The organism is Neobacillus nitrireducens (assembly GCF_030915405.1).
Lineage (GTDB): Bacteria > Bacillota > Bacilli > Bacillales > Cytobacillaceae > Neobacillus.
The window spans coordinates 753,376-765,656 of the sequence record NZ_CP133262.1 but is presented as its reverse complement, the minus strand read 5'-3'; the positions used below and the strand labels follow the sequence as shown (position 1 = coordinate 765,656).

The window sequence follows — 12,281 nt, the reverse complement described above, 5'->3', positions numbered from 1 at the left end:
GAAAACAGTTTCTCTTTTTTTTCGGTGCTATGATGATGATATAAACAAGGTCAACTAAGGTTTCTGATGTTGAACATTATCATTTTTATAGAAAAGAAAAGAGGAGATCGCAATGAAATCAAGGACAGATCGTCGATGGCTGATTGTGTTAGGAACAATTATTGTACAGATGGGATTAGGTACTATCTATACTTGGAGCCTGTTTAATCAGCCATTGGTAGAACTCTTTCATTGGAAGTTAAATTCAGTGGCTATTACTTTTTCAATTACTAGCTTCGCCTTGGCCTTTTCAACGTTATTTGCCGGGAAGCTGCAAGATAAATGGGGACTACGTCGTCTCATTGGATGTGCAGGTCTTGTGTTGGGAGTAGGCTTAATCCTTAGTTCCCAGGTATCGTCACTGTGGATGCTTTATATTTTGGCAGGAGTGGTCGTTGGGGCTGCAGACGGAACAGCATATATTACTTCCTTATCCAATCTTATTAAGTGGTTTCCAGAGCGAAAAGGCCTTATTTCAGGAATTTCTGTTGGTGCCTATGGTACAGGAAGTTTATTATTCAAGTTCATTAATGGTTCACTGATTCAATCTGTTGGTGTGACTCAAACCTTCTTTTACTGGGGATTAATCGTCATGATTTTGGTAGTGGGTGGTTCATTCCTTGTTCGCGAAGCAAAAGTCAGCCAAGCAACACAAACGCTTGGAGTTAGCATTCAAAAAGATTTTACAGTAAAAGAAATGCTGAAAACAAAGCAAGCTTATCTATTATTTATTATTTTCTTCACCGCATGTATGAGTGGGTTATTCTTAATTGGCGTCGTGAAAGACATTGGCGTTCGATTGGTCGGTCTTGATATTGAAACAGCTAGTAATGCGGTGGCATTGGTTGCCATCTTTAATACAAGCGGGCGCATCATTCTCGGTGCATTATCAGATAAAGTCGGTCGTTTAAAAGTGGTATCAGGTGCACTTCTTGTTACCGCAGCAGCAGTGACTGTATTAAGCTTTGTTCAATTAAATTATGCCTTATTCTTTATCTGTGTTGCCGGGATTGCCTTCTGTTTTGGCGGAAATATTACCATCTTCCCAGCAATCGTAGCAGATTTCTTCGGATTAAAAAATCAAAGCAAAAACTACGGCATCATTTATCAAGGTTTCGGAATTGGAGCCATTTCAGGTTCATTTATTGCTTCTGCTCTCGGTGGCTTCCTTCCTACCTTTAAGCTCATTGCGGTACTGAGCATTATCTCACTACTCATTGCCATGACGATTAAGGCACCTTCTAATGGTGAGCCGAAATCAAAAGAAAAAGGAAATCAACAAAAGGTTCGCAGCCTTTCACCGGAGACACGAGCAAGTTAATAGCGCACTTTAATAATGAGGCAACGAACTCAATTGGGTTCGTTGCTTTTTGTTTTAAACAAATAAGTATTTACCCAATGAATGAAAAAAGATATTTTTACAAAAAATAATCAAGCAACAGGTCATTAACTAGGAGGTAGGACAATGCCGAAAGTTGAAGTATCTTGTGCGATCTCCAATTGTTCCTTTTATGGACAAGGAAATGTTTGTACCGCGGAAAAAATCATGGTTGAACTAGATAATCATGCAAGATATGATACGGAAATGTCTTCCGAGTTAGGTGAAAAGAATCATGTAGATCAGGCAGGTCATTCAGCCGAAACCTGTTGTAAGACCTTTAAACCTAAACGAAGCAGAACTTAGTTAACGGATTCTGTTCAAATAAAGGACGGGCTTGTGCTTCCTCAGGTGGAGGAAAAGGCTCCGTCCTTTTTTAGTAACTCACGACTTTTTTTATATTTGATTTTTCAAAGAAGGTTTATTGAAAAAAATGTCTAATATAATAAAATAAAAGGTGAATAGGCGGGGATGACGAATGAAGAAAATTGCATATTTGTTCGCTATTATAATTGCTTCCATTGGTTTAGTGTCTTGTAATCAGCAAAAAGAAGTGGTCAAAGAAAAACCACCAGTAACAGAGCCAAAGGGAGAAAATCCATCAACACCCAATGAGCCCGTTACACAGGAACCAAAGGGAGAAAATCCATCAACACCCAATGAGCCCGTTACACAGGAACCAAAAGGAGAAAATCCATCAAGTCCCAGTAAGCCCGATTCACAAGAACCAGAGAAAAAAATATATCAAAATGATGTGTTTAAAGATGTCGTTGTCACTGAAACGTCAGATAAAATAACCATAACTGGGAAAGCACAAGTTTTTGAAGGGGTGTTTCAATATGCCCTGTATGATGGCGATAAAGTGGTGAAAGAAAGTAATTACCAAACAGACGGTGCACCTGCATGGGGAGAATTTGAAATCACGTTTTCTAAAGGATTAGTATCTTCAGGTAATACTACATTCGAATTATTTGTCTACTCAGCAAAAGATGGGTCTAAAATAGATACGTTAAAAATTCCAATTCCAAAGCCTTAGGTTTCTATCCTTATTTACGGCGAGTTAAAATAAGCATCACCCGATCTAAAAAAGTGGCGAAAATAATCCCTGCAGCATAGCGAAACAAATCTACCGTAAGAAAACCTTTACCCAGGATCAATGACCCAAGCAAGGTACTTCGCAGGTGATTGATCCAGCTGGCCTGATACAGTTGACTGAATTCAATGCTATAGCTGAATAAAAGACTAAGAATGATGGCTGTTCGGAGGCTCCTTCGTATGATTAAGAAACGGAACCCGAAATAAACCATCATTGCCCATAGTGCATCTCCAGCATTCTCCGCAACAAAAACAGGAAGTAGTTGAGAAAATTTTCTAGAGGCTAGGCCAAATAGGATGGTGAGAACCACCGCTACCAAATAACCAAACCTTATCGTACGCTTATGTAATTTGCTCATTTCATTTTTTTGTTGGGAAGTTACCATTCGAATCACTCGTTTTCTTCTTAACTATAAATTTGAATATACTAGTATTCAATAATAGAATCAAGTCTTCTATCGCCTGATCCGTCCTATTAGAAAAGAAGGAATGAAAGGGCTTAATCAAGAATAGTAATAGGTGAATATGAACAGGGGTGGATAGAATGTTTACGAAGGAAGAATTGTTTGAAATCAAAACACTTCAGAAGATTTGTGAAAATGAGGGCGGATTTCAGCTGAAACTGAATTTTGATATGCTTGAAAATCGGATTGGAAAGAAAAAGAAAGACTTTTTCCATTATGAAAATGGCAGGCTTGTCGGTTTTCTTGGCTGTTATGGGTTTGGAGATAAGGTAGAGCTTTGCGGCATGGTGCACCCAGATTACCGCAGAAAAAGGATTTTTTCTAAGTTACTGGAAATGGGACTAGTGGAATCGAAAAAACGTTATCCTCTGGTTTTGTTAAATGCTCCAACAGACTCTCAATCTGCTAGTCAGTTTTTAAGGAATTTTCCGTGTGAATATTCGTTTGCGGAATATCAAATGAAATGGCAGGAAACTGAATTATTTATCGATCCTAATGTAACCTTTAGGCCGTCTTATTCGACTGAGGATTGGGAGGCAGAAATACAACTCGAAGTCTTGGGATTTGGATTGAATGAAAACGAAGCACGCGAGTTTAATCAGTTAATTAGGGAGAACAGCAGTGATCAACGGTTATTGATTGAATTTGAAGGAAAAATTGCCGGGAAGATGCGCGTATCTGAATCGAATGGAGAAGCATGGATTTATGGGTTTACTGTTTTTCCTAAACTTCAGGGTAAGGGGATTGGGAGAAAAGCCTTATCAAGAATGGTTAAAATGGAGCATCAAAAGGGGCTGCCGATTTTCCTAGAGGTGGAGGCTAAAAATGCCCACGCCCTGAGGCTATATGAAACATGTGGATTTAGAAGCTATCATTCACAGGATTACTATAAATATTTAAATTAAATACGACACAGCAGAAATAACTTGGCATCGATGCCAAGTTATTTTTTACATTAAAAACTATAGTTAGGACAACCTAATCAAATTAATAACATAATCACCTAACGCTAGGACAAAATAATAGTAGGGACAAGTTTGATTAGTAGCACAGTTTCACTATGAGAGGTTTTTTTATATGAAGAAGACATGTGGGTTTGTAGTTGCTATGATCTTATCGATACTCATTGCTATATTTCCTGCCCAGGCAGCTGGGCCTAAACCTGATAATATTTATTGGGTAAAATCAGGAGATACTTTGCCTGGAATTGCAAAGAAATATGAAACTTCTGTTGTAGAACTTAAATTAACCAATGGATTGCAAACCAATACCGTATTAGTTGGTCAAAAATTATGGGTTCCATTCATGTATGAAGTGGTCGCGGGGGATACCCTAAGGGGAATTGCTTCTGCCAATCATTCTACCGTCGAACTGATTAAATGGAAAAATAGACTTGAATCTGACCAACTTTATATTGGGCAGGTAATAAAGATTCCTCCCAAAAGAATGACGATGGAAGGGCAGCATATCTTGTTGACGAGGGAAGAATTTAGGGATTGGCTGTTTAACAGTCGGGTTAATAGGAAGGTAAATATTATTCAACAACATCATACCTGGTCACCGTCCTATAAGCATTTTAATGGGTCCAATCATTTTAGAATGTTAATGGGGATGGAGAATTTTCATAAAAGAAGAATGGGCTGGAGCAATATTGCTCAAAATATTACCACTTTTCCGGACGGGAAAATAGCAGTTTCAAGGCCATTTAACATTGCACCCGAAGGTACGATTGGGCCAAAGGCGAACACTACAGGGATTGCTATCGAAAATGTCGGAAATTTTGATAAAGGGCATGATGTTATGACTCCGGAACAAAAGGAAACGATTGTATATATAACTGCTGCGCTTTCAGTAAAATTCGGGTTAAATCCGTCTATTGACAGTATTACTTATCATCATTGGTGGAATTTAAGAACGAAGCAAAGAGTGCTGGATAAAGGTCCAGATTATAATGTCAAAACATGCCCAGGTACTGGATTTTTCGGAGGAAATACCACAACCGATGCTATAAACAATTTTTATCCGCTCGTGTTGGGGAAAATGCAGGAAATACAAGCATCTTGGCGGTAATCAAAGCTTTCATGAGGACAAGTTATGAAGTTTATATTAAAAATTGTCCTCATGGCATTTATGTTCATAAAGCCCATCTGTGCTAATAATTCACCGAAGGGGTCAATAAGAAGGGTTTATAAAGCCAGTCTGCTCTATTTATTCCCGATCACATCGTGATGACCACTTTTCCCTGAGCGTGCCCTTCTTCAAAATACCGGAATGCTTCGGGGACTTCACGTAACTGATAGCTTCTATCAATCACTGGATGCACTTTGCCAGCCTCAATAAGTTCTTTCATATATAATAGGTCTTTTCGGTTGGATCGTTGTAAAAAGGTACCCATTTTCTTATTTCCGGTCATAGAAATCCACGGCCCTAGGAACATGGCTTGAAACATTTGAGCACCGGAACCCCCAACGTGAACAAATATTCCATTTGGATTTAATGATTTCTTATAAGCTGATAGGGGATAATGTCCGTTAACTCCCAGAATTAAGTCATAATGTTGCGACCTTTGGGTGAAATCTTCCTTAGTATAGTCCAAACAAAAGTCAGCACCAAGTGATTCCAAAATGTCTAAATTTCTTGTACTGCATACACCTGTTACTTCAGCCCCGTAAGATTTGGCAATCTGTACGGCAAAAGTCCCGACACCACCGGAGGCACCATTGATCAATACCTTTTGTCCTGACTGAATCTTTCCTTTATCCCGTAAACCCTGTAAAGCTGTAACACCTGCCATTGGGACAGCAGCAGCTTCTTCATAGGATAAAGTAGCTGGTTTTAATACTAATGCAGTTTCAGGAACAGAAACATATTCGGCAAAACCACTCCAACCAACACCTGATAGATCACCGAATACATCATCACCAGGTTGAAACTGCGTTACACTTTTTCCCACCGCTTCTACCTGACCTGCTATGTCACCTCCTGGTATGGGGTATTTTGGTTTTAAAAGACCGAAGGCAAATCGGGCTATAAATGGTTCTCCTTTTAAAAGGACCAGATTTCCAAAATTCAAGGATGCCGCATGAATCTTTACGAGGACGTGATTGCCCTTTGGGATCGGTTTATCAACCTCTGTTAATTCAAGAAGATCAGGTGAACCATATTTAGTAGAAACAATCGCTTTCATATAAAGTCCCCCTAATTACAACTTCCTCCTGCATTGGCAGTATTTTTTTATTCCATTTGGTTACTCTAAAATAAGAGTAGTAAAGCGGGTAGGGGTGAAAAGCTAATGGCGACTCGTAGGCATAAAATATTTAATCTATCAATCATTTTGATCCCATGGTTATCCTTGTTATTTATCGGTAAGAGCAACATGAGACGTTATTCTTTCTCGGGCATTTTTATTGTTATTTTTGAGATCATCAACCATTTATATGGCCATAAAAGGAATTGGTGGAAGTTTTACGATAAGCGAAAAGCATTTATTAAGGATGAACTTCCTTTTAGTGTCGGTCCTTATATGCCAATATCCATGTGGTTGCTTAAGTTTTCGTTCGGAAATTTTAAAAAGTTTGTATTACTTAACGCGATTTCTGATGGACTCTTTGCGTTTATTATCATTGATGTGCTTAAAAAACTGAAAATCGTCGGGCTAAATCGGTTAAGTCATTTTCAATTTTTTATCTACTTACACTATAAGGCTTATTTATTATATGGAGTACAGTATTTATTTGAGAAGATAAAAAGATATTACTGAGTTTGAAAGGCTGCCTTCTCAGCCTTTTTTTAATGAGCATATTTAGGTATGTCATTTACTTCATTTGCCACCCGTATGCCTGATTCAATAGCTCCTTGAATCCATCCATGGGTAAGTGACGTATGTTCTCCGGCAAAGTGCACTCTTCCCTCCGGGGTGGATATATATGGATAAAGTTCCGAATCCTGCCCAGGTTCAAAAGAAGTAAAAGCTCCGCAGGAATAAGGATTCTTACTCCAGCTAAAAGAAGTACCTGTTATAAACTCTGAATAAACCTGCGGTCCATAAAGTTCTGCTAAGTTCGTTAATGCATATTGTATCTGTTCTTTTTCAGGCAGACTTTCTAATGTTAGTGCCTCATCTGCCCAAATATAGCTAGCTGTAATAACTGCGGGACCAGGTGAGCCTATGCCATAACTTGGGTAATATGTAAAGCGAATGGGCAGGTCCGTTATCGATTTACCTCCGAATTGACCTTCTTTTTCCCAAAATCTACTTTTGAACTCAATTCCTATTTTTGTCGATGCCATGTAATTGAGTTCGCGTATTGCGACTCTTTTGAAATAGGAAAAAGAATTATAAGGTTCGAATTTCACAAATCGTAAGGTTGAAAATGGAGTGGTGACTATAGCAAGATCACCAGTTATCATAATATTCTCACCGGTTTGCTGATGTTTACAATGAATGGCTACACTGTTTTGATATTGAGAAATTTTTATCATTTTTTGGTTAAATAACATATTCTCTTTTACTTGCGGGAGAAAGGCAAGTGGCAACCGATCCATGCCACCCGTTATTTCATAAAATTTCTTCGTTGATACTAGAATGATGATTTCTCGTAATACTTCAACAAAGGTCATCCCCATAAATGCTTCTAAATCAAGAAGCACCCCAATCATATCGATCGCACTGACTGAAAAATAAGCGTTTAAAAAAGTACCAAAGGCTATACTTCTATATTGCTTTTCTATAAGCGGCCAATTCTTTACGGGATCCTGGTTAATAAAATTGATAATTGGTTGGATGACCGAGAGCAATAGTTCTTCTGAGGATTTGCCTCTTTCATTTGGGGCCACAGGGAATTTTAATATGCTTGGATTACTTTCAAAAACATTCAGTCGAGTTTTGATACCATTGGCGTAGAGGATGTCGGTGGGTGTCCGGTTAATAAATAGATTTGTAGGCAACTTGAATTTTTTAATATATTCAAAGGTTATCGTATGCGTGTCAGGAATACGCATGGCTCCCGCATTGAAATATAAAGGATTGCTAAAGGGAGGCCGGATGGTATAAACACGTCCACCAATTCTATCATTCGCTTCCAGAATGGTAACCCTATGTCCAGCTTCCTTTAATAATGATGCCGTAACTAGTCCAGCCATTCCTGCACCTATTACAATCATATGCTTTGGATATTGTGATTTCTTAAGACCATTTCTAATGATTGTGAGCATTTGTTGCTCCGAAAGTTGGGATTTCTTCATGATATTCGGCAACCTCCCTTACATTTCCTGTAAATGGCTTAATGCATTATATACAATTAATAGGCCCCATATGTGCAATTTCCTCTGGGACGAAAAGGAAAAGGAAGTTCGATTAGTTCCAAACCAAAAAAAAGAGGAAATCATTGTGATTTCCTTTACCAATTTATTAAGTTTCAATTCAATTCCTTGAAGGGAGGAATTTTTAAAAAAGGGAAGAGCTAATATAAATGGCTGTGCCCCACATGACGATGGCTGAAACTTTATTTAATATAGTTAAATAATTTCCCGATTTATCTATTTTTCCTAGCATTCTACCGGTTATCCCCAACCCTGCAAACCATACCCACGAAACTAGTATACAGGCAGCAGCAAAGGCTACTTTCTCCGAGCCTATATATTTAACGGAACTGGTCCCGATGACCCCAATGGTATCCAAAATGGCATGTGGGTTTAGTAAAGACACAGATATCGCAAAAGAAATTTGTTTTTTGGGTGAAAAAGATCCTCCTGCTTCCTGTACATTTTGAGGTTTTGCCTTCCATACCACAAAGCCCATGTAGAGTAAAAATAAACTACCAATGACATAAAGTAGTATTTTTATCCAATAGGAATTCAGCACAACTACCGAGACCCCTATGACAGCTATGGATATAAGCAAAGTATCACAAACGGCTGCGGTTATAATGACTGGTAAAGCTCTTACGAATTTGGTCTGACTTGCCCCTTGATTAAATACAAAAACATTTTGAACTCCTAACGGCAGGATTAAGCCGAAAGCTAAGATCATACCGTGTAGCATTGCTTCTAACATGTTTCTCCCCCTGATAGGTAATAACTGAATTGTATATAAAATATTTACATTTGTCTTTACCCAAGCACAATAAATTTTGGTAGGTAGGTTTAATGGAGAGGGGAGAGGGGACAAAAAAAAGCGTGAAAAATCGGTTCCGCGGGAGCTAATAGTGACGACTAATGCCCGTGAAGGGTGAAAAATCGGTTCCACGGTAACTAGTAGAGGTGACTAATGCCCGTGAAGGGTGAAAAATCGGTTCCGCGGTAACTAGTAGAGGCGACTAATGCCCGTGAAGCATGAAAAATCGGTTCCGCGGTAACTAGTAGAGGCGACTAATGCTCGTGAAGGGTGAAAAATCGGTTCCGCGGTAACTAGTAGAGGCGACTAATGCACGTGAAGCATGAAAAATCGGTTCAACGGGAACTAGTGGCAGCGACTATAACCCGTGAAGCCTCTTAATGCAAAATAATTAACACATGTCAGAAAAGTTTTTATCCTGTTACCACTTGCTTATTATCTGAAAATTAAATATAATTAACTTTACCACTACTAACATCTTGTTTTCCTCGTAAAAGTGTGAACTTCTAGAATAACAAAAATGAGTGCCCCAAATGTTTCGGGACACTCCACTGATGTAAAAGAAATACCTCACTGATTAGACTTTCTCTTTGATTAGTTGGAACGTTTTACTAACCATTCAGCAATAGTTGGATACGTAATTTTTGTTGCTTGACTGCCATAAGTAATCGAAGTATGACCAACAGGTAAAACTTTAAATTCCTTATCCTCACTTGAAATCGCATTCATCAATGCCTCCACTTGATGGGGTGGGGCGATGAGATCGTTTTTCCCAGCTAAATTGAGCACATTGGCCCTGATATTTTCTAGGTTAACCTTTTGGCCGCGAATAACCATTTCGCCTTTGATTAGTTTGTTCTTTTGATAAAAATCTCTAATCCATTGACGATAGGCTTCACCAGGGAATAAGATTCCGTCGTTTAACCATTTTTGCAGTAGTTTAAAGCTCTTTATGAAATTTTCATTGTCAGCACGCTCAACCAGACTAATAAATGGTCCAAAATTAGTTCCCATTGGATTAATCATTTTATTACCATAGTCAATCATTTCTGGTGGAATACAACCAAGGGTTTCTACGACTTTATCAATATCAAAATACCGATCATCCAGCATTGCACCATAGGCGCCGCTATTATCGAAATTAAACGGACTTGTCATAAAGATAAGGTTCCGGATCGGTAATTCAGGATGAAGAGCCGCAAACATTGATGTAATCGTCCCACCCATGCAATATCCAAGAATCGATACTTCGTCTGCATTAGATTTACGCAAAACTTTACGGACAGCACGTGGAATATAGTCCATAATGTAATCATCAAGTTTCATCTTTTTATCTTCGTAACCTGGTGTACCCCAGTCAAGAAGATAGACATCAAAACCACGTTCAACCAAGAACTCTATTAAACTGCCACCCTTTGTTAAATCTAAAATATAGGGTTTATTAATCAAAGCATAAACAAAAAGAAGTGGAACTTTATGTTTCTTTGGATGATCAGAAATATACCGATAGAGCTTCGTTTTATTTCTAGTCCAAACAACTTCTTTCGGTGTAGGGGCTACTTCCGGTTCGGCATCTGTCGTTAATACTTGGGTTGCGCGTTGTACACGCTGATACATGTCTTTATACTTTTGAGGGGTATAATCAAGTATCGTATTCAATTCTTTTGGTATAAGAACGCTAATGACTGTTCACTCCTTACTTAAATTATTTACTCTAATAATATATAGAGAAGTTTGTACCTTCATGACAATTACATGTAAAGTCCACCGTTAATATTTAATTGCTGACCAGTAATATAGTCGCCATCTTTACATAAGAAAACAACGCCACGAGCGATTTCTTCTGGTTTACCTAAGCGTTTTTGTGGTACTTTTTCAACGATTCCAGCAAGAACTTTTTCAGGAATAGCTTGAACCATTTCAGTTCCAATAAATCCAGGGCAAATCGCATTAACGGTTACCTTGCTTCTTGCAAGTTCAAGAGCCAGTGATTTAGTGTAGCCAATTAATCCTGCTTTAGCCGCAGCATAGTTGGTTTGACCAAATCCGCCTGCTTGACCGATAATTGATGAAATGTTAATAATGCGGCCAGCTTCAGAATCCATAAGGTAAGGGAGGGCGGCAGATGTATTGTTGTAAACACTGTTTAGATTAACATCGATCACCTTTCTCCAATCTTCTTCATTTAACTTTTTGAACGTGCTGTCTCTTGTAATTCCTGCATTATTAATGAGGATATCTAATTTACCATAATGATTGATTGTTTCTTGTACAAGGTAGGTTGCTTCATTACTTTCAGAGACGTCTGCTTGAACGGCATATGCGTCTCCGCCAAATTCATTGATTTCTGCGACTACTCTATCTGCTAATTCTTTACGGATATTATAGTTAATAACAACTTTCGCGCCATTTTTAGCTAGTTCCAATGCAATTGCTGCTCCAATACCTCTGCTGCCACCTGTTACTATTGCTACTTTATCTTTTAATCCTGTCATGTGATTTCCACTCCCGCTCTGTAGTTGTTAGTTTACTAAATTACTAAGTTTTTTTATTGCAAGTATGTAACGCGTTTCTATTTCTTAGTTTCTGGCACTTTTAATAAAGTTAGGATTTGGTTTAATTTATTATCTAAATTCTTCATATCCTTTTTTAAGTTTGAAAGTTCTACCTTTAATGCTTCCTGGTCTTGGTTATCAAACTTTTCTTCCAATTTTTCTTCTAGATCATCCACTTTTGCATCTACATTAACAATTAGTGAGGAGATGTCGGCAATATCATTTCGACTTGGAACATTTATAAATTCTAAATACTTTAATGTTGATTCATCGATCATTTTTTTAAATTGAAGATTCATTTCTAAAACCTGACCCATTCCTTGAGAAGGGAAATCTTGGCTTATTTTCTCATCGAAAAACTTACTGGATTGTGAATATAAATCCTTCCACATATCATAAAAATTAATGTCTTGACTCATTTTTATTCCTCCTTGAATACTATTGTTGACTTATTCATCATACTAACATAATTGAAATTTTAAAAGATTAAAGATTGAAAATTATCCAAAAACAATTCTTCATTTTACGACAAATTTCTCATTATTTTGCTAATTTCATATGAAATATAATTAGAGTGATAAAAAAGGAAAAGCAATCATAATATGGTTAAAAATGGCTTATTGCTGTTTCTACTG

At 37.8% G+C, this 12,281-nt stretch carries 13 protein-coding genes; 6 read left to right on the top strand and 7 right to left on the bottom strand.

From position 1 onward, the window contains the following. The first annotated feature begins 112 nt into the window (after positions 1-112). From RCG22_RS03615 to RCG22_RS03605, 3 genes are all read left to right on the top strand, one after another. On the top strand, positions 113-1,360 hold the full coding sequence (locus tag RCG22_RS03615; protein WP_308105768.1) for an L-lactate MFS transporter: 1,248 nt from the start codon (positions 113-115) through the stop codon (positions 1,358-1,360). A 144-nt stretch (positions 1,361-1,504) separates the two neighbouring features. Further along, entirely contained in the window at positions 1,505-1,723 is a 219-nt protein-coding gene (locus RCG22_RS03610) for a DUF1540 domain-containing protein (protein ID WP_308105767.1), read from the top strand. Positions 1,724-1,895: 172 nt separating this feature from the next. Next, positions 1,896-2,453, top strand: a complete 558-nt coding sequence (locus RCG22_RS03605) for a Gmad2 immunoglobulin-like domain-containing protein (protein ID WP_308105766.1) — start codon at positions 1,896-1,898, stop codon at positions 2,451-2,453. Between the two features lie 10 nt (positions 2,454-2,463). On the opposite strand, the gene RCG22_RS03600 is transcribed toward RCG22_RS03605, so the two are convergent. Continuing rightward, positions 2,464-2,871 carry a ribosomal maturation YjgA family protein gene (locus RCG22_RS03600; protein ID WP_308105765.1) on the bottom strand — a complete coding sequence of 136 codons (408 nt, stop codon included), beginning with the start codon at positions 2,869-2,871 and terminating at the stop codon, positions 2,464-2,466. A 185-nt stretch (positions 2,872-3,056) separates the two neighbouring features. On the opposite strand from RCG22_RS03600, the gene RCG22_RS03595 reads away from it, so the two are divergent. Together RCG22_RS03595 and RCG22_RS03590 are read left to right on the top strand one after the other, a co-directional pair. After that, positions 3,057-3,881: a GNAT family N-acetyltransferase gene (locus RCG22_RS03595; protein ID WP_308105764.1), complete on the top strand. Its 825-nt coding sequence runs from the start codon at positions 3,057-3,059 to the stop codon at positions 3,879-3,881. A 172-nt stretch (positions 3,882-4,053) separates the two neighbouring features. Continuing rightward, positions 4,054-5,046, top strand: coding sequence for a LysM peptidoglycan-binding domain-containing protein (locus tag RCG22_RS03590; protein WP_308105763.1), 993 nt, complete (start codon positions 4,054-4,056; stop codon positions 5,044-5,046). Positions 5,047-5,194: 148 nt separating this feature from the next. Here RCG22_RS03590 and RCG22_RS03585 read toward each other — a convergent pair whose 3' ends face one another. Next, positions 5,195-6,163 carry an NAD(P)-dependent alcohol dehydrogenase gene (locus RCG22_RS03585; RefSeq protein ID WP_308105762.1) on the bottom strand — a complete coding sequence of 323 codons (969 nt, stop codon included), beginning with the start codon at positions 6,161-6,163 and terminating at the stop codon, positions 5,195-5,197. Between the two features lie 105 nt (positions 6,164-6,268). On the opposite strand from RCG22_RS03585, the gene RCG22_RS03580 reads away from it, so the two are divergent. Then, the gene (locus RCG22_RS03580) at positions 6,269-6,736 is read left to right on the top strand and encodes a hypothetical protein (protein WP_308105761.1); all 468 of its coding nucleotides are present in this window, start codon (positions 6,269-6,271) and stop codon (positions 6,734-6,736) included. A gap of 29 nt (positions 6,737-6,765) precedes the next feature. On the opposite strand, the gene RCG22_RS03575 is transcribed toward RCG22_RS03580, so the two are convergent. The 5 genes from RCG22_RS03575 to RCG22_RS03555 all read right to left on the bottom strand — a co-directional run bounded on the left by RCG22_RS03575 (position 6,766) and on the right by RCG22_RS03555 (position 12,065). Continuing rightward, positions 6,766-8,220 (bottom strand): flavin monoamine oxidase family protein, encoded by a 1,455-nt coding sequence (locus RCG22_RS03575; RefSeq protein WP_308105760.1) that lies wholly within the window; start codon positions 8,218-8,220, stop codon positions 6,766-6,768. 202 nt (positions 8,221-8,422) lie between these two features. Continuing rightward, the gene (locus RCG22_RS03570; RefSeq protein ID WP_308105759.1) at positions 8,423-9,031 is read right to left on the bottom strand and encodes a LysE/ArgO family amino acid transporter; all 609 of its coding nucleotides are present in this window, start codon (positions 9,029-9,031) and stop codon (positions 8,423-8,425) included. Between the two features lie 654 nt (positions 9,032-9,685). Further along, a complete protein-coding gene (gene phaC, locus RCG22_RS03565; RefSeq protein ID WP_308105758.1) occupies positions 9,686-10,750 on the bottom strand; it encodes a class III poly(R)-hydroxyalkanoic acid synthase subunit PhaC in 1,065 nt (354 codons plus the stop codon). Between the two features lie 92 nt (positions 10,751-10,842). After that, a complete protein-coding gene (locus tag RCG22_RS03560; RefSeq protein WP_308105757.1) occupies positions 10,843-11,586 on the bottom strand; it encodes a 3-oxoacyl-ACP reductase in 744 nt (247 codons plus the stop codon). A gap of 77 nt (positions 11,587-11,663) precedes the next feature. Beyond that, positions 11,664-12,065, bottom strand: a complete 402-nt coding sequence (locus tag RCG22_RS03555) for a polyhydroxyalkanoic acid synthase subunit PhaR (protein ID WP_308105756.1) — start codon at positions 12,063-12,065, stop codon at positions 11,664-11,666. Positions 12,066-12,281: the final 216 nt, after the last annotated feature.

Bases quoted from the DNA above. Each gene is read 5' to 3' on its own strand.
- RCG22_RS03615 (WP_308105768.1), top strand. From the start codon at position 113: ATGAAATCAAGGACAGATCGTCGATGGCTGATTGTGTTAGGAACAATT.
- RCG22_RS03610 (WP_308105767.1), top strand. From the start codon at position 1,505: ATGCCGAAAGTTGAAGTATCTTGTGCGATCTCCAATTGTTCCTTTTAT.
- RCG22_RS03605 (WP_308105766.1), top strand. From the start codon at position 1,896: ATGAAGAAAATTGCATATTTGTTCGCTATTATAATTGCTTCCATTGGT.
- RCG22_RS03600 (WP_308105765.1), bottom strand. From the start codon at position 2,871: ATGAGCAAATTACATAAGCGTACGATAAGGTTTGGTTATTTGGTAGCG.
- RCG22_RS03595 (WP_308105764.1), top strand. From the start codon at position 3,057: ATGTTTACGAAGGAAGAATTGTTTGAAATCAAAACACTTCAGAAGATT.
- RCG22_RS03590 (WP_308105763.1), top strand. From the start codon at position 4,054: ATGAAGAAGACATGTGGGTTTGTAGTTGCTATGATCTTATCGATACTC.
- RCG22_RS03585 (WP_308105762.1), bottom strand. From the start codon at position 6,163: ATGAAAGCGATTGTTTCTACTAAATATGGTTCACCTGATCTTCTTGAA.
- RCG22_RS03580 (WP_308105761.1), top strand. From the start codon at position 6,269: ATGGCGACTCGTAGGCATAAAATATTTAATCTATCAATCATTTTGATC.
- RCG22_RS03575 (WP_308105760.1), bottom strand. From the start codon at position 8,220: ATGAAGAAATCCCAACTTTCGGAGCAACAAATGCTCACAATCATTAGA.
- RCG22_RS03570 (WP_308105759.1), bottom strand. From the start codon at position 9,031: ATGTTAGAAGCAATGCTACACGGTATGATCTTAGCTTTCGGCTTAATC.
- RCG22_RS03560 (WP_308105757.1), bottom strand. From the start codon at position 11,586: ATGACAGGATTAAAAGATAAAGTAGCAATAGTAACAGGTGGCAGCAGA.
- RCG22_RS03555 (WP_308105756.1), bottom strand. From the start codon at position 12,065: ATGAGTCAAGACATTAATTTTTATGATATGTGGAAGGATTTATATTCA.